Source organism: Pleionea litopenaei (genome assembly GCF_031198435.1).
In the GTDB taxonomy this organism is placed as follows: domain Bacteria; phylum Pseudomonadota; class Gammaproteobacteria; order Enterobacterales; family Kangiellaceae; genus Pleionea; species Pleionea litopenaei.
On the sequence record NZ_CP133548.1, the window covers coordinates 3264799 to 3280463 of the forward strand.

17 protein-coding genes are annotated in these 15665 nt (G+C 42.7%); 7 read left to right on the forward strand and 10 right to left on the reverse strand.

Features of this window, described 5'->3' with window-relative positions; all coding sequences use genetic code 11:
• Window positions 1-5: 5 nt before the first annotated feature.
• On the forward strand, window positions 6-773 hold the full coding sequence (locus Q9312_RS14685; RefSeq protein ID WP_309201610.1) for a patatin-like phospholipase family protein: 768 nt from the start codon (window positions 6-8) through the stop codon (window positions 771-773).
• Here Q9312_RS14685 and Q9312_RS14690 read toward each other — a convergent pair.
• The 10 genes from Q9312_RS14690 to argE form a co-directional block, all read right to left on the reverse strand.
• Entirely contained in the window at window positions 766-1074 is a 309-nt protein-coding gene (locus tag Q9312_RS14690) for a DUF3301 domain-containing protein (protein WP_309201611.1), read from the reverse strand. The genes Q9312_RS14685 and Q9312_RS14690 overlap by 8 nt on opposite strands.
• Window positions 1075-1195: 121 nt before the next feature.
• Window positions 1196-1606, reverse strand: a complete 411-nt coding sequence (locus tag Q9312_RS14695) for an ExbD/TolR family protein (RefSeq protein WP_309201612.1) — start codon at window positions 1604-1606, stop codon at window positions 1196-1198.
• Window positions 1607-1777: 171 nt separating this feature from the next.
• On the reverse strand, window positions 1778-2590 hold the full coding sequence (gene mutM / locus Q9312_RS14700; protein ID WP_309201613.1) for a bifunctional DNA-formamidopyrimidine glycosylase/DNA-(apurinic or apyrimidinic site) lyase: 813 nt from the start codon (window positions 2588-2590) through the stop codon (window positions 1778-1780).
• 14 nt (window positions 2591-2604) lie between these two features.
• Window positions 2605-3099 carry a hypothetical protein gene (locus Q9312_RS14705; RefSeq protein ID WP_309201614.1) on the reverse strand — a complete coding sequence of 165 codons (495 nt, stop codon included), beginning with the start codon at window positions 3097-3099 and terminating at the stop codon, window positions 2605-2607.
• Window positions 3078-5081 carry a Gldg family protein gene (locus tag Q9312_RS14710; protein WP_309201615.1) on the reverse strand — a complete coding sequence of 668 codons (2004 nt, stop codon included), beginning with the start codon at window positions 5079-5081 and terminating at the stop codon, window positions 3078-3080. The genes Q9312_RS14705 and Q9312_RS14710 overlap by 22 nt, the downstream gene beginning before the upstream one ends.
• Window positions 5078-5980 (reverse strand): ATP-binding cassette domain-containing protein, encoded by a 903-nt coding sequence (locus tag Q9312_RS14715; protein WP_309201616.1) that lies wholly within the window; start codon window positions 5978-5980, stop codon window positions 5078-5080. Before Q9312_RS14715 ends, Q9312_RS14710 begins: the two co-directional genes overlap by 4 nt.
• 71 nt (window positions 5981-6051) lie before the next feature.
• A complete protein-coding gene (locus Q9312_RS14720; RefSeq protein WP_309201617.1) occupies window positions 6052-7305 on the reverse strand; it encodes an EAL and HDOD domain-containing protein in 1254 nt (417 codons plus the stop codon).
• A 114-nt stretch (window positions 7306-7419) separates the two neighbouring features.
• Entirely contained in the window at window positions 7420-7590 is a 171-nt protein-coding gene (gene rpmG / locus Q9312_RS14725) for a 50S ribosomal protein L33 (RefSeq protein WP_309201618.1), read from the reverse strand.
• Window positions 7591-7602: 12 nt separating this feature from the next.
• On the reverse strand, window positions 7603-7839 hold the full coding sequence (gene rpmB, locus Q9312_RS14730) for a 50S ribosomal protein L28 (RefSeq protein ID WP_309201619.1): 237 nt from the start codon (window positions 7837-7839) through the stop codon (window positions 7603-7605).
• Between the two features lie 191 nt (window positions 7840-8030).
• Window positions 8031-9179 (reverse strand): acetylornithine deacetylase, encoded by a 1149-nt coding sequence (argE, locus tag Q9312_RS14735; RefSeq protein ID WP_309201620.1) that lies wholly within the window; start codon window positions 9177-9179, stop codon window positions 8031-8033.
• A 98-nt stretch (window positions 9180-9277) separates the two neighbouring features.
• On the opposite strand from argE, the gene Q9312_RS14740 reads away from it, so the two are divergent.
• Genes Q9312_RS14740 through argH form a run of 6 tightly spaced genes read left to right on the forward strand, consistent with a single transcriptional unit; the run spans window position 9278 to window position 15603 of the window.
• Complete coding sequence (locus tag Q9312_RS14740; protein ID WP_309201621.1) at window positions 9278-9721, forward strand: arginine repressor; 444 nt, start codon at window positions 9278-9280, stop codon at window positions 9719-9721.
• Window positions 9722-9768: 47 nt separating this feature from the next.
• On the forward strand, window positions 9769-10866 hold the full coding sequence (gene argC, locus Q9312_RS14745) for an N-acetyl-gamma-glutamyl-phosphate reductase (protein WP_309201622.1): 1098 nt from the start codon (window positions 9769-9771) through the stop codon (window positions 10864-10866).
• Window positions 10863-11660, forward strand: a complete 798-nt coding sequence (gene argB / locus Q9312_RS14750) for an acetylglutamate kinase (protein ID WP_309201623.1) — start codon at window positions 10863-10865, stop codon at window positions 11658-11660. Before argC ends, argB begins: the two co-directional genes overlap by 4 nt.
• Window positions 11660-12580 carry a Rossmann-fold NAD(P)-binding domain-containing protein gene (locus Q9312_RS14755; RefSeq protein WP_309201624.1) on the forward strand — a complete coding sequence of 307 codons (921 nt, stop codon included), beginning with the start codon at window positions 11660-11662 and terminating at the stop codon, window positions 12578-12580. The genes argB and Q9312_RS14755 overlap by 1 nt, the downstream gene beginning before the upstream one ends.
• Window positions 12577-13794, forward strand: a complete 1218-nt coding sequence (locus Q9312_RS14760) for an argininosuccinate synthase (protein WP_309201625.1) — start codon at window positions 12577-12579, stop codon at window positions 13792-13794. The genes Q9312_RS14755 and Q9312_RS14760 overlap by 4 nt, the downstream gene beginning before the upstream one ends.
• Window positions 13795-15603, forward strand: coding sequence for an argininosuccinate lyase (argH, locus tag Q9312_RS14765; RefSeq protein ID WP_309201626.1), 1809 nt, complete (start codon window positions 13795-13797; stop codon window positions 15601-15603).
• The last annotated feature ends 62 nt before the right edge of the window (window positions 15604-15665 follow it).

The window sequence follows — 15665 nt, forward strand, 5'->3', positions numbered from 1 at the left end:
GCTTCATGACTCTCCAACAGTGGTTGCAGCAGCAACCTTTTACCCTGACCATGTCGTCCGGTTTTTTTGGATTTTTCGCTCATGCTGGGATGTTGCAAGCATTGATCGATCACAAGTTACCTCCTCATGCGGTTTCTGGGTCAAGTGCTGGTGCATTGATTGCTGGAGTTTATGCCTCAGGTACGCCTGTCGATGAGATGATGCGAGCGCTAAAAGCTCTGCAAAAGCAAGATTTTTGGGATCCCGGTGTTGGCTTAGGACTTCTGAAGGGACGAAAGTTTAGAGGAATTCTAGGCGGGTTATTGGCTGCACGTCGAATCGAAGAAACTCAAATCCCTTGTCACCTATCGGTATGGGATGCTTACAGTCGTTCGACGCGGGTTATTCGAGAAGGCGACTTAGTAACCGCAATCTATGCCTCTTGCGCCGTTCCACTGTTGTTTCAACCGATCAAAATTAATGGCCGCCCCTGTTGGGATGGTGGCATTAGCGATCGACCTGGGCTAGCGGGAACTCGAGCCGGTGAGCGAATTTTCTATCATCATATCGCGTCGCGCTCGCCTTGGCGCTCTAGCAACAGTGCTGCCTTGCGGGTGCCGGAGCAAGACAACTTGAGTGCTTTGTCGATATTTGGCTTACCACGAAGCGGTCCTAGCAAAATGCATTTAGGTAGCGACATTTTTCAGCGAGCTCACCAAGCCACGTATGAGGCTTTGCAACGCACTGTAAATGCGCAAGGTTCAAGCGTCGAGATAAATCTTGATGCTAGTTAATATGGAAGGGCTCTAAATGAAGGTCGACGACATGAAAGCCAACCATAGACACTCGACCCTGATACCGATGCTCGCGAGTTGAAGTGAATTCAAATTGATAATCGCGTTGCCAGTGCCAGCGGTTGTTCTTATCTTTGATGAGGCCCTGCTTTACTAAAGCAATGTTGCTGTCTAACAGTTCTACATCAAGTTGGTAACAGCGGGTGAGAACAGCTTGGTAGGCTTTATCTTTGATCTGTTGACTGCGCCACCAGTAATAAACGAGCAGTGCGAGCAATAAAAGAGTCAGGATTTTTGACATGTGCGCAGCGATCTTGTCATAGGTACTGAGAGTGGATTATACGTGCGGTAATGGTGGACGTTTATCGCAAGGGGAAGCATCCAACTCACCAAGCAGGCACAAGGTGAGTTGAGCAATGATATTACTGTTTCTCTGGTAGTCGTGCCAGTACTGGTGTTTTAAATCCACCATCGCGAACGCCATCGATTACGGCCATTACAACTTCTGTATTAGCTTGATCATGTGCCTGAATAATCACGACGGTTTCTGGATTTTCAGCCATACGAGTTTCTATGTTGGCGCTTACTTGACTTGGCATAATAACACGACCGTCAAACACGACTTCGCCGATATCACTAACTTCAATGGCGACAGGTGCTTTTTTCGACTCTGTGTTCTCAGTGTTATTGTTAGAAGGACGAGTCATGTCGAGCGCGTCTTCTTTGGTAAAAGAGGTGGTAACGATGAAGAAGATCAGCATGATAAACACGATGTCGAGCATGGGAGTCATGTCAACATTAGCCTCATCATCATCATGGCGATGTCTACGCATTGCGATACCTTTTAATATTGGTTGATCTGGTTTTTGTTAATGTCTTTATTGTCTATCTTGAGCCTGAACTCGCTCAGTAATCCGGCAATATATCAGTTTCACCGCAGCCAAGTCCAGCGCAATCAAGACCATTCCAGCTGATCTGACGACCTAAAAAGAGAAAAGGGGTTATTATTGTTGGCACTTTGGGCAGAACGCGCTTGCTCTTTGACCTTGTCGAACACTTTTTATCGTTTGTCCACAGATCAAACATTCTTCTCCTTGTCTGCCGTAGACTAAGAGCTCTTGCTTAAAATACCCTGGCTTGCCATCGCTTTGGGTAAAGTCTTTAAGCGTCGTTCCGCCTTGCTTTATCGCTTTTGCTAGCACGTCTTTAATCAAAGAGGCCAGCTCATGGGCTTTTGCTTTGGATAGCCTGTTAGCCGCGCGGGTTGGTCGAATTCCGACTAAAAACAAAGCTTCGGTTGCATAAATATTACCCACACCTACAACGACTTGATTGTCCATGATGACTTGCTTGATGCCTGCTTTACGTTTTTTGCATTGGCGATACAAGTAATCACCGTCAAACTCTGAACTTAGCGGCTCAGGCCCTAGTTTATTTAATAATTTTTCGGCCAGCTCCGAAGGTGACCATACCCAACTGCCAAAGCGTCTTGGATCAGTAAACCTTAAGCACTTGCCGTTTGCCAAAACCAGATCGATATGATCATGCTTGTCGGCCGGTTGTTGTTCATTAACTACTCGCAACCGTCCAGACATGCCTAAATGGATCATCAGATTGCCACCTGAGAAATGCAGCAGTAAGTATTTAGCACGACGACTTACTTGAGTAATTATTCGATCGGTAACTCGTTCTGGCAAGGAGTCATCGACAGGCCACCTTAATGCCCCGTTGCGGATGATCATTTTCTTCACCCTTTGACCTTCAGTGAAAGGAGCGATGCCATTTTTCGACGTTTCGACTTCTGGTAATTCAGGCATGTTAATTTTCGAAATTAGTTGGTTTGCTGGCGTAGATAGTTTAACACGGTTTTGGGGAACAGCTGTGAAACTTGGTTGAGCTCAATCAGCAGCGATCGTTGATTCCTTTGATCAATGATGCGTGGTGTTGGATTGAGAGAAAAGTACCATTGCTGTGATGTATTACCAAAGGACATATTCACTTGCAGCACTTGCGACATGTCACTTGGCTGATAAATGATAGCTGTCGGTTGAAGTGTTCGCCAGGCGGCAAAGAGTTGATGGCATTCCTTGCTGCTCAGTAAATTGGCGTTATCAATACAGTCTTGATTATTCGAATCTAGCTGCTGAGCGCGCCAAGTATCAATTGACAAAGATTCGAGTGATTGAAAAATAAATGTTGGTGGCTCAGGTTCGGTCTTTTTTGAAATAATCTTACCGGTGATGGTAAATAGCAAAATCATAAATGATGTTGCTAGCATGATTAGCGTTAGCCAATGGCGTTGAGTTAACGAGTTCTTTTTAGCCACAAAACGAGTCCTACAATGAGTAATATAATGGATAATAAATAGTTGCCACCGTGGAGGTACCAGAATTGTGAAAAAGGCGTCATGATTAGGTTTCGATCGTTGGCAACTAAAAACTCGATAGACTCACTTGTCTTAGGTTGCATGAGCCAAGCAAAAATATTACTCATTAATTGTTGGTTGTCATAATTATTGATAGCCGAGTCAGACAAAAAGTGAACATCGCCAGTAATGACAACTCTTTGTTGCTGGGTACCTTGCTGTCGAGTTAGCGCTAGAAGCACAGGAAACTCTCCTTCAAGCTCACCTATTTCTTGGTTAAGTTGTAGTTGTTCTTGTTGCGGCTCAAACTCTGTCCAAACTTTAGAATGGGTGGTAAGTTGCAATTCTGTTTGCCATTGATTTGGCGAGGGTGTTCTTCCGAGACCCACTGTCCAAGGAAGGGCTACCAACCCATTTAAATTAGCTGTTAGTGAAAGGCGAGGTAAGTCCCTTACTAATACGATAGCTGGGTGAGGAGTACCTGCTTGATACCCAGCAGGATCGATGAGTGTGCCGGGGATGGTCGTCACGCCAAGATAATTTTCTAACTCGACTAACGCTTGCTCTTGTGGTTCGCGTAGCCAAAGTAAACGGCCACCTTTATCTAGATAATTTTTAAGAAGTTTCCACTCTAGGGATAACCACGATTGCTGAGAATTTGCGATCACGACTAGACCCACATTATCTGGAATATCCGCAAGTTCAGCTAATGCTCGTTGCTGCAAATTAAACCCTTGTTGAGAGAGAGTACTTGCTAAGCTACTTAAATTTCGTCCTCCCTGCTGATCTATTTGTGACTCCTGATGCCCTGAACTGAAGAGAATCCATTGGCGGTTTCTTTGTTCGCTAAACTCGATATGATTCAGCAGTTGCTGTTGTGGATGTTGACTGAAAGGGTAGTCGATCCAATAAGGTTGTTGGTTAATAATGACCATGACACCTGAGGTTGCGCTCATGTTTTGATCTAACTGCACGGTTTGTTCAACGTCTATCGATGGAGCGATGCTCTTTAAAGGTGTTACTAACCGAGACTGTACTTCAAGCATTGCGCTTTCGGATAAATTGCTTACTTGAATTTGAATTGAAGAGTCTTTGCTAATTGCAGCTTGAAGAGAAGCGTTGAGAGTGTAACGTTGATTGCTAGTTAAGTCATATTGTTGTGTTAACGAGCTTTGTAAGAAATAGACGGACCCTAACATAACAACGCCGAGAGCAACCACATTAAGCCGCTGCTTTACGTTCTCAACCAATCTTACTGCGATCATCAGATAAGCAATAACGATTAAGAAACTCATCAAGTCGGCCAAACTTACAATGCCTAAAGAAAAATGATTGTACCATTGGATAGGACTCAATAAGGAAAGCCTAGGGATACTTACCGTTAAAATTTGAAGCACCCATAGAAAGACAAGCGTACCAAAGTAAAACGCAAAACATCGAAACATTGACGTCGAATAGTAACGACTTAAATTAGCGCAACCAACGTATAAAAAGAGCAATAATATCTGCCCAATACTGGTACTGATGAGAACGCCCGAATCTATTTTATTTGTGAGTAAAATGGGTAACAGTAAAACGAAAAATAAACCGATGTTTATGGCGATTATGATAGCTAAGCTCAATAAGTCGTACAGTCTGAAGCGAGATTGACTTGTTGGCGTTGTGAACAGTAATTTGTGTAGACCGCTTTGTTGTCGCATTGGGCCAAACTGTATGGCAATAAAGGGCATTAAAAACATCAGAGTAAACAGCGAAACATTAAAGCTGCTGTAAAAAACAGTGTTGCTCAGACTGGTATTAATACTCCCACTGTTTTTGAGTTCGAAAAAAATATTAATATTCGAAACCAATAAATAACTATTAATCAATAAATAGAAACTGACTAATAGCCAGTTTGTCGGTGAGTTGTAGAATTGTTTTAACTGTAATTTAAGTAAGCTCATTGCCATTGCCACAACCCTTGTGCTTGTTTCGAAAAAAGCTCGAGAATGATATGCCGAAGACTACCCGAAATGATGGCTTCTTGCCGATGAGTATCGGTTAAACGTTCGTCATCGACACGGCATATTTGAGGGTGAATGAGATTACTCTGTTCACTTTTATTATTGTCATTAATGCTAATCTTTTCATCAGTGCAATTAATTGAAACCTGCTGGCTGATCGCTAATGGCCTGCTAAGCACATAATACTGCTCATCATTCCGGATACATTGGTCAAAAACAAGGGTATGTTGGTCAACGATCATAATGCGGTCACAATACTCTAATAAATCATGAACATGATGACTGGCTAAAATGATGGCTGCTCGACTTTTACTTCGCTTAAGTAAATCCCAAAATAAATGTTGTTGATTCGGGTCTAAGCCGTTTAATGGCTCATCTAAGAGAAGCAGTTCAGGATTGTTTATTAGTGCTTGTGCGACATTCACTCGTTGCTTTTGTCCTAATGAAAGTTTTTGTACAGGTTTGTTGACTAAGTCCGTTAATGATAATTCTTCGATTATGCTCTGAATGGACGATTCGTGATTTTTGATGTTTTTTGAGTGAGCCATGAACTGTAAAAAATCAGATACGGTCATATGTTTGGGAACCGTAAGGTTATCGACGACGTATCCTACTTTTTGTTGATAATCGCACTTTGCTTTGCTCAGTGAATGGCCGAGTAAAAGAGCGTCTCCGGTGAATAGCTCCTGACCACCTGCTAGCAGGTGCAACAAGGTCGACTTTCCGGCACCATTTATACCCAGCAAACCAATAAGTTGAGGCTGCGTAATCTGAAAAGAATAACTTTTGAGTTGGCCATCAAGAGATGTTGGGCTTAGATTTTGAGTTGAAAACAGCATTCACGGTTCCAGACAAAGAAAGTTTTAAGATTGTCCGAAACTCAAGGTGAAAAATCAATCGTTGGATTGGATTATATTGAAGCAGTTAACTCATCACACCATTGAATTGCTTGAAAGTAACATTGGTTGATCAGTTCTAATTCAACTTCATTGCTCATTAAGTCCCACTGTGCATGTTCGAACTGAATGACTGCTCTTAATGTTTCTCCCATTGCTCCTTGGTATTGAAGAATTGCCTGCTTTATTCCCGTATCCAGTGGCAGCTCATTGATTAAGTAGCTTAAATCTACATTGAGCAAGGAATCTATGCCTGAAAATAATCCAGCAGTGAAATAGGCGTCCTTGTTAGCCACTTGTGTATATTCAGCTATCAATTCACAACTGCGACCACGAATTAACAAAGTTCGCAATAATTCTGGTGGGGTGTCATCATTAGCAGAAAAAGAGAGCAGGGCTATCCATCGCTTTAGTTCCGCTAGTCCAAGAAATACGACGGCATCTTTGATTGAGAGTATTTTTCGACTTAATCCGTATGCTGCAGAGTTTATAATTCGTAAGAGTCGATAGCTCAACTGAGCATCGCGAGAAACTTTCTCAGCAATTTTATCGGGCTCAGCGGTCTCTGAGTAGACTTCTGCTAGTAAATCCATGACTTGCTGTTTACTGGTAGGAATTTGCTTTCCTCGAACAATTTGAGGACGTTCGAAAAAGTAGCCTTGAAACAAGTGGAACCCTAATTGTAAGCAGTCAATATAAGCATTGTGGTCTTCAACTTTTTCGGCGAGTAGTTGGGCGTCAAAGTTTTTTAGATGATCGAGCTTTTGTTGAATGACCTGCATATCATAATTAAGAACATCAACCTTAATGTAGTCTGCATGTTCCAGTAACCTTTCAAACTCTTGGGTAAAGGGATAGTCGTCAAGAGCTATTTTGAATCCAAGTTCTTTGTAACGCTTTAGCGCATCAACAAGCTTGTCATCAGGCGTTACGTTTTCTAAAACTTCCAGAACAACCTGCTCTGGTTTGACCGGCAAAATTTCAGGCGCTTTGATTAAGTTTTCGGTGATGTTGATAAAGGCAGGTACGCGGTGATGCTCAGTGGCTTGGGATAAACTCGCATAATTATTCAACAATACCAGCGAGGTAGCTTGGTCGCCACATAAAAAGTTAGCTTGCTCCGCAGTGTCATTTTGACGGTAAAGAAGCTCATAACCAAACAAGGTCATATTTCGGTCAAAGATGGGTTGACGGGCAAGAAGTATATCGGGAGCGCTACTGCTGTGCTCTGATTTCATGGCTGCGACTCGTTCATCAAGTTCTCTCATAAACAATAGCATATGCAGCAAGAACGGACGGAAAATTTTAAATTCGACCTAGGTTTAGGCATAAAAAAAGCCCGCATTAACGGGCTTTTTTATGAATGCTTGGAGGCATAGAAGTTACTTAATTTTTGCTTCCTTATACATTACATGCTTACGAACAACCGGATCGTACTTTTTGAACTCCAATTTTTGTGGAGTGTTACGCTTGTTCTTATCAGTGGTGTAATAGTGACCTGTACCAGCACTAGAAACCAATTTGATTTTATCGCGTGCACCATTTTTAGCCATGATTCACTCTCCTTAAACTTTTTCGCCGCGAGCGCGGATTTTTTCGAGTACGGTATCAATGCCTTGCTTATCGATGATACGCATACCTTTAGCTGAAACACGAAGTTTCACAAAACGCTTTTCGCTCTCAACCCAGAAACGGTGAGAATGTAAATTTGGTAAAAAGCGACGCTTAGTTCTATTTTTCGCGTGAGAAACGTTGTTTCCCACAGTCGGGCGTTTACCCGTTACTTGACATACACGTGACATAATTGCCTCCAAAACCACTAAAATTCTTTCTAATCGCGACCATAACTCTACTATTCAGGTCGTCGTTGGTAGGTGTTCGTTGGTTACCTACTAAAAGTCGTTAGAAAACGAGGGCGCACTTTATACCAGATGGAGACTTTTTAAGCAATAAAAAGATCCCGAAAACCACCCATTGAGCCTTTCTAGGCCGATTAGCCAGAGAATCGTAGAAGAAGTTTCTGGTAAATTTGCTCGGCACGATACAACTGCTCAAAAGATATCCATTCATTAGGTGTGTGCGCTTGTGCGATATCTCCGGGACCGAGAATAATCGTTGGGGTGCCTAATTGTTCAATAAAACCTGCCTCAGTGACGTAGTTTGCAGTATGGCAAGGGTGACCGCAACATTGGCTTAGGTGCGCTTGTAAATCAATGGGCAATGAGCTTGAGAAGCCATGAACTGGAGGGTATAGGTCGGTCAATGTATAGTTGACCTGAAAGCCCTTCAATCCCTCCTTGATCGCATGTTGTAGCCAGATTGTAATTTCCGTAGGGTCAAGTCCGGGAATAGGGCGAATATCAAAGCACAATTCAGCGCTAGCACAGATTCGGTTGACGGAATCCCCAGCATTTAATGTTCCAAAGTTCATGGTAGCTTCGGGTACGCTGAATCGAGGATCGCAGTATTGTCGCAATTTCGCTGCTACCCGATGCAATTGACTTGCAGCGCTAAACAGCGCATTGAGGCAGTTAACTTGCTCTGAGTTATTGCTCGAGTGGCCGCCTGCACCCTTGATGGTTAGCCTATAGGCTAGATACCCTTTATGACTGATTATCGGAATCATTGAGGTAGGCTCTCCGATAATCGCTAGGTCAGGGCGTCTTAGCTGGTGTTGTTTAATTGCACGAGCACCTGCCATCGACGTTTCTTCATCGGCGGTTGCAATGATGGTCATTGGCTTTGATGTGTTAGGGAGTTGCTGGAGCATTGCGGTCACCACCGCGAAAAAGCTTTTCATATCTGTTGTTCCCAGCCCAGCGAACCTATCTTCTTGTTGTTGGAGCTGCCACGGATCATGATGCCATTGAGAAAGGTCGGCGGTGACGGTATCGGAGTGTCCGATAAATGCAATGCCCCCTTCTTGCGTATCCAGTCCAGGGCGATGAGCAACTAGATTCCATTTTTGGTTTGACTCAGGGACCGGGGAAAGGTGGATGTTAAACCCAAGAGGTTCAAGCCAGTCTGCTAATACCTCTAGATAAGGCTTGTTAGGCTGATCCATCGAGGGTTGATCAGCGCTTACGGTATTGTTGCCCACTAGGGGTTTTAGCAGATTATGCAGAATTTTTGACCTAAACATGGGTATAATGACCTGAATAAGTTGAATAATCGAATATTTATGCAATTATTATTGCATAAATATTCTTAATTGTGTAAATTTCATCATACGGAACCTTTATGTCAGAAAAACAGACAAGGCAAGCCGCCATTAAAGAGTTGATTGGCGCTCAGATGATTCCTAATCAGGAAACGTTAGTTGAGCTTTTGCTTGCGAAGGGTATTAAAGCAACTCAAACAACATTATCCCGAGATTTAAATGAACTCGGAATTTGGAAAGGACCGGAAGGTTATGTACTGGGTAATGAAGCTACGCCCGTGAGGGCTACTAAAAATGAACTGAAAAAAGTGTTGCAGTCATTGTTAGTCTCTGCCGAGGTCGCTAGCAGTTTGGTGGTGTTGAAAACTCAACCAGGTCGCGCGCAAGCAATAGGCTATGAGTTGGATAACATCAAACTCCCTTTGGTTGTCGGAAATATTTCGGGCGATGATACCGTTTTTATTGCAACACGCAGTGAAGAGGATGCCATGCAATTAAAGCATGAACTTGAAAACATGATTTAAAACCTTGTGGGTAAAAGTCTCCCCCACGAGGAGGGAGCTTTTTACCCATGAAAAAGTTTATTCAAAAAGATTTACTATCCACACAACCTCTAAAATGTGTTGTTGTTGGTGCGAGTGGTTATGCAGGAGCACAACTCGTCTCGTTAATCGGACAACACCCCTTATTGAAACTCGTTGGTCTTGCGGTTTCTGAATCAAGCGAGTATCTAAACGTTCAGTTTAAAGATGTATACCCTGAGTACGCACTCGGGGACACAAGCCAAGTCGATGACAAGTTTCATGCTTACAGTGAACTCGTGGGCCAAGAAAAATGGAAGTCGGTCGATGTTGTGTTTCTTGCAACACCCCACGAATGGAGTGCGGCTCATGTGCCAGAGATACTTGCTCAGAATAAGGTGGTAATAGACCTTTCAGGAGCGTTTCGTCTTAAATGTCCAGAAACCTTTCAATCATTTTATCAGTTTCCACATCCGGGAACCGATTTTAATTCTGTTATGCATTATGGATTGCCGGAGTTACGCGGCGTTAATTTAGCCGGTGTTGCAGGGGTTGCCGTCGCGGGATGTTACCCGACGGCCGCTATCCTGAGTATCGCTCCGTTGGCAGAGTTAGGATTAATCGCTGGACCACCGGTGATCAATGCGGTCAGTGGCGTGAGTGGCGCGGGTCGAAAATCGACGATAAAAAATTCTTTTTGTGAAGTAAGTTTGCAAGCGTACGGAATTGATCAACATCGACATTCTCCCGAGATCGAACAAGCCTTAGATCATGACGTTATTTTTACGCCTCATCTTGGCAATTACAAAAGAGGAATCTTGTCGACTTCGGTTGTCCCGGTAAAACATCAGGTCACTCAACAATGGTTAGAGGATGAATACCAATCTTATTATTCACAGGCCCCTTTAGTTGATGTGGTCACTGAATCACCTCGACTTCAGGATGTTGTTCACACGCCTAAGATAAGAGTTTTTCCAAACGCTATTAAGAACGGTCATTTTGTAGAAGTTGTCAGTGTTATTGACAATTTAATGAAAGGCGCTGCTAGTTCGGCCATTCAATGTTTAAACCTGCAGCAAAACTGGCCAATACAACTTGGACTGATTCCCCAAAACTTAATTGCAATGCACTTGGAGGAGGTTGCATGAAAGTTGTGATTTACAAACTTTCTGGAAAGTTGATTAAAGATTCGGATGCATTGAATAAGACGTTACGCGCTATTCAAATGAGATCTGAACGCGGCCAGCATTACCCTGTCATCGTTCATGGTGGCGGTCCTTACGTTGACACTTGGTGTGATGCTTGGGGATATCAAGTTGAAAAGTACCAAGGGTTAAGAGTGTCACCGGATGTACAAATTCCGGTTATCACTGGCGCTCTTGCGGGCTATGTGCACATGCGAGTCATAGGTGTCGCAAAAGACGTTAAGATAGCCGCCATTGGAATGACTCCAACGACCGGTGAATCGTTAGTTTGTGAGTTGCATCCAGACAGTGACAAGTTAGGATCGGTTGGTGTTGTTAGGCCAGGAAACACTCGTTTGTTAATCAGTCTTTTACAACAAGGTTACTGGCCTATTTTTCATTCGATGTGTCATACCATAAATGGCCAATGCTTAAATGTTAATGCAGACGATATTGCTGCCGCTCTTTGCGTTGCTTTACAAGCTGAAGAGATGGTTTTCTTCAGCGATGTGCCTGGCGTTTTAGATACGCATCAACAAACCATTCCTCATATTGCCTTATCAGAACTTGAGCAGCTGCAGCTTACCGGACATGTTCACTCAGGCATGCTGGTAAAAATTAAAAGTCTAATAAATTTAAATTGGGAATCACTGCAAAGAGTATTGATCACCAATGGGCATCAAACGGAGAAGACGACGATAGGAGCGAGCGATTTTGAAGGCACTTCTATCACTGAACTTTCAGAAGGAGCATCTTAATGGGGTCGCATCAACAAAATTTTATAACAGGTAGCGAGCTTTCTGGTCAACAACTGGTAGAGCTTCTTAATCTTTCTAAAAAGTTGGTTGCGCGCCCGGAAGATTATCGACATGCCCTGCGTAATAAACACTTTGTTATGTTGTTTGAAAAGCCTAGCTTACGGACAAGAGCTAGTTTTGAAGTGGGTATTGAAAAAATGGGTGGAAAAGTCCATTTCTATGATATGCAACACTCGAAGATAGGACAACGAGAACCCATCGTCGATTTAGCTCAGAACTTGCAACAGTGGTATGACGCTGTGATTGCACGCGTCGATGAACATCAGACACTGCGAGAGATACAAACCTATTGTGAACTGCCTGTGATCAATGCTCTTTGTGATCAGTTTCATCCATGCCAAGCGCTGGCTGATATCTTTACCTTGTTTGAGATAAATGAACAGCTCGAAGATTGGCATATTGCCTATGTTGGAGATGCGAACAATGTCACTCGATCACTGCTCGTTTGTGCTTCGTTGCTGAATATCGAAATATCGGTGGTTACCCCTAAAGGAAATAGTTTTTCTAACGAAGAAAAAAACAGCTGGAGTGAAAAAAATAAAGGCAGAATTCATTTTCTATCCAGTGCAGAGCAACTCGAAAAATGCCATGTGATTTACACCGATGTTTGGCAGTCAATGGGGCAGCAAAAGTTAACCGAGGAGGCATTGCTAGAATTGTCGTCCTTTCAAGTCAATGATTCATTTATGCAAAGAACGAAGGCTAGATACTTTATGCATTGTCAACCAGTGCATCGAGGGCAAGAGGTAACCAGTGAAGTTTGTGATGGAAAGCAATCGTTGATGTATCAACAAAGTCGAAACCGAATGATCGCTCAGCAAGCACTTATTTACTCAACTTTTTCAGGACTTATATTATGAAACAAACCGTTAATAAAATCGTGTTGGCTTACTCTGGCGGCCTTGACACTTCTACGATTATCCCTTGGCTTAAAGAGCATTACGATTGCAAAGTATATGCGTTCGCTGCCGATGTTGGACAAGGAGAAGATGAATTAACTGGCATACATGAAAAGGCAATTGCCTCGGGTGCAGAAGATTGCGTTGTGGTCGATCTAAAGCAAGCATTTATCGAAGAAATTATTTATCCAACATTAAAGACCGGAGCTGTCTATGAAGACGGCTACTTACTCGGGACTGCATTGGCGCGACCGATCATTGCAAAAGCAATGGTTGATTACGCTTTATCAATTGGTGCCGATGCGTTGAGTCATGGGTGTACCGGTAAAGGCAATGATCAGGTTCGTTTTGAAACGGTTTTTAACCAATTCGCTCCGCAGCTAAAAGTGATTGCTCCGTGGCGAGAGTGGGACTTAAAGTCTCGAGAAGATTGTTTGGATTATCTCGCAGAAAGAAAGATACCATGCTCAGCGTCGGTTGAAAAAATTTATAGCCGTGACGCTAATCTCTGGCACATCTCTCATGAAGGAGGAGAGCTTGAAGATCCTTGGCAAGCACCAAGCCAAAAAGTTTGGACTTGGACCGTTTCGGTCGATGATGCTCCTAATCAAGCGCAAGATGTAGAACTAGAATTTCAACAGGGTGAACTCATTGCCGTTGACGGTGTTGCTTTGAACCCGTTGGAGTGTATCAATTTATTAAACGAAATTGGATCTAAGCATGGTGTAGGGCGTCTTGATATCGTTGAAAATCGATTAGTCGGAATGAAATCTCGAGGGTGTTATGAAACACCCGGAGGAACACTCATGCTAACGGGACTCCTTGGGTTAGAACAACTGGTATACGATCGAGATGCATTATTTCTAAGAGAGAAACTTGGGCTCGAATTTGCTCGATTACTTTATGATGGCAAGTGGTTTACGGCGACTGCAAAAGCAATCTTACTAGCTACGAACTCATTAGCACAAAGACTGTCAGGAAAAGTCGTAGTTAAGGTCTATAAAGGACACGCTCAAGTAACGCAAAGACAATCTGACAACAGTTTGTATGCCGAGAGCTTTGCTACATTTGGCGAAGATGAGGTTTACCAACAATCTCATGCTGAAGGTTTTATTCGATTATTCTCTTTGTCAGGACGAATTCAAGCGCTTAAAGCAAGCGGAGGAATCAAGTAAATGTGGGGCGGACGATTTTCAGGATCAACCAGTGATCTATTTAAGAAGTTAAATGATTCATTACCCATTGACTATCAACTGGTTGCTCAAGATATACAAGGGTCGATCGCTTGGGCTAATGCTTTGTGTGATGCCGATGTATTGACCAAAGAAGAAGCTGAAAAATTAACAGATGCATTAGAAAACACTTATCGACAAGTGAAAGATGAGCCGCAGAAAATTCTCAGTTCAAATGCGGAAGATATTCACTCTTGGGTTGAGCAGTCGTTAATTGAGCAAGTGGGTGATCTCGGCAAAAAGTTGCACACCGGTCGTAGCAGAAATGATCAGGTCTTAACCGATGTAAAACTTTGGACCCGAATGTCAGTTAAGAAAATAAAGCGTCAACTCAGAGAGACTTTGCTGCTTTTGAATGAACAATCGATATTGCATGCTGATGCCATTATGCCTTCATACACGCATTTACAAAGGGCTCAGCCGATTACTTTCGGATTCTGGCTAAATGCTGCTGCGCAAATGTTTAGCCGAGATATTAAACGCGTTGAACTGCTTAATTCTTTAGGTGATGAGTGTCCTTTGGGAGCATCCGCAATATCCGGAACTGCGTTTCAAGTTGATCGTGACAAACTCGCAATACACCTTGGTTTTAGTAAAGCTTCTGACAATGCTTTAGATTCAGTTTCCGATAGAGACTTTGTGCTTGACCTCTTGTATTGCTCTACAACGAGTTTGTTGCACTTATCACGTCTAGCAGAAGATTTAATTTTCTTTAACTCGCAAGAAGCCGGCTTTGTTGAGCTTGATGATAGTGTAACTTCTGGTTCGTCTTTGATGCCGCAAAAGAAAAACCCTGATTCACTTGAGCTGATTCGTGGAAAGTCGGCAGAAGTGTACTCTTATTTAACTCAGATGCTTATGGCGATAAAAAGTCTTCCTCTTGGTTATAACAAAGATTTACAGCAAGACAAACATGCATTATTTAGCTCAATTGGCGCATGGTTTGATTGCCTTAAAATGTTTAATCAAGTGATTGCAACAATTAAAGTCAATAGAGAAAAAATGTTTTTAGCGGTTGAAAATAGTTTCTCTAATGCGACCGAGCTTGCTGATTATTTGGTTGGATTAGGGGTTCCATTTCGTGATGCGCATCATCAAACGGGTGTTTTAGTCAAATTAGCAGAGCAGAAAGACTGTTATTTAAAACAACTGGACCTTGTCGACTTTCAACAAGTTAATTCAAAGATCACAAACGATGTCTATCGTTGGTTGAATTGCGAGCAGGCTATTGAACGTAGGCAAGTAAGAGGTGGTGTCGGGCATCATGCATTCAGTGCGAAAAACTTGCTTGAATATCGTATGGTCGAGGCAGATCTAAATGATGTCGACGATATTTTTGATATTGTGCAACATTGGAGTGAGAAAGGTGAAAACTTACCGAGAAGCAAAGAAGACATTCTCAATCAGTTGGCCAGTTTTAAGTTAATTAAAAATCAAGCAGGAAAGGTCGTAGCCTGCGGTTGTTTGCATATTTATGATGAGCAATTAGTTGAGATTCGGTCGCTTGGCGTATTACCTGAAGTTCACGGAAAGGGATTTGGAAAGCGTTTAGTTTTCGCCCTACTCGGAAGTGCTTCACAATTGGGACTAGAAACAGCATTTGTACTCACGCGGCAACCTGACTTTTTCAAACAGTGTGATTTTACAGTAACTTCAATAGAAACTTTGCCAAAGAAAATCTTGAAAGACTGCCAGTTTTGCCCAAGAAAAGAAAACTGTGATGAAATTGCCATGATTTACTCATTGAGCTAGTACAACAACGTTTGAATCATAAATAAGTACTTATTGACAATTCACCTTGCTATCATTTAACT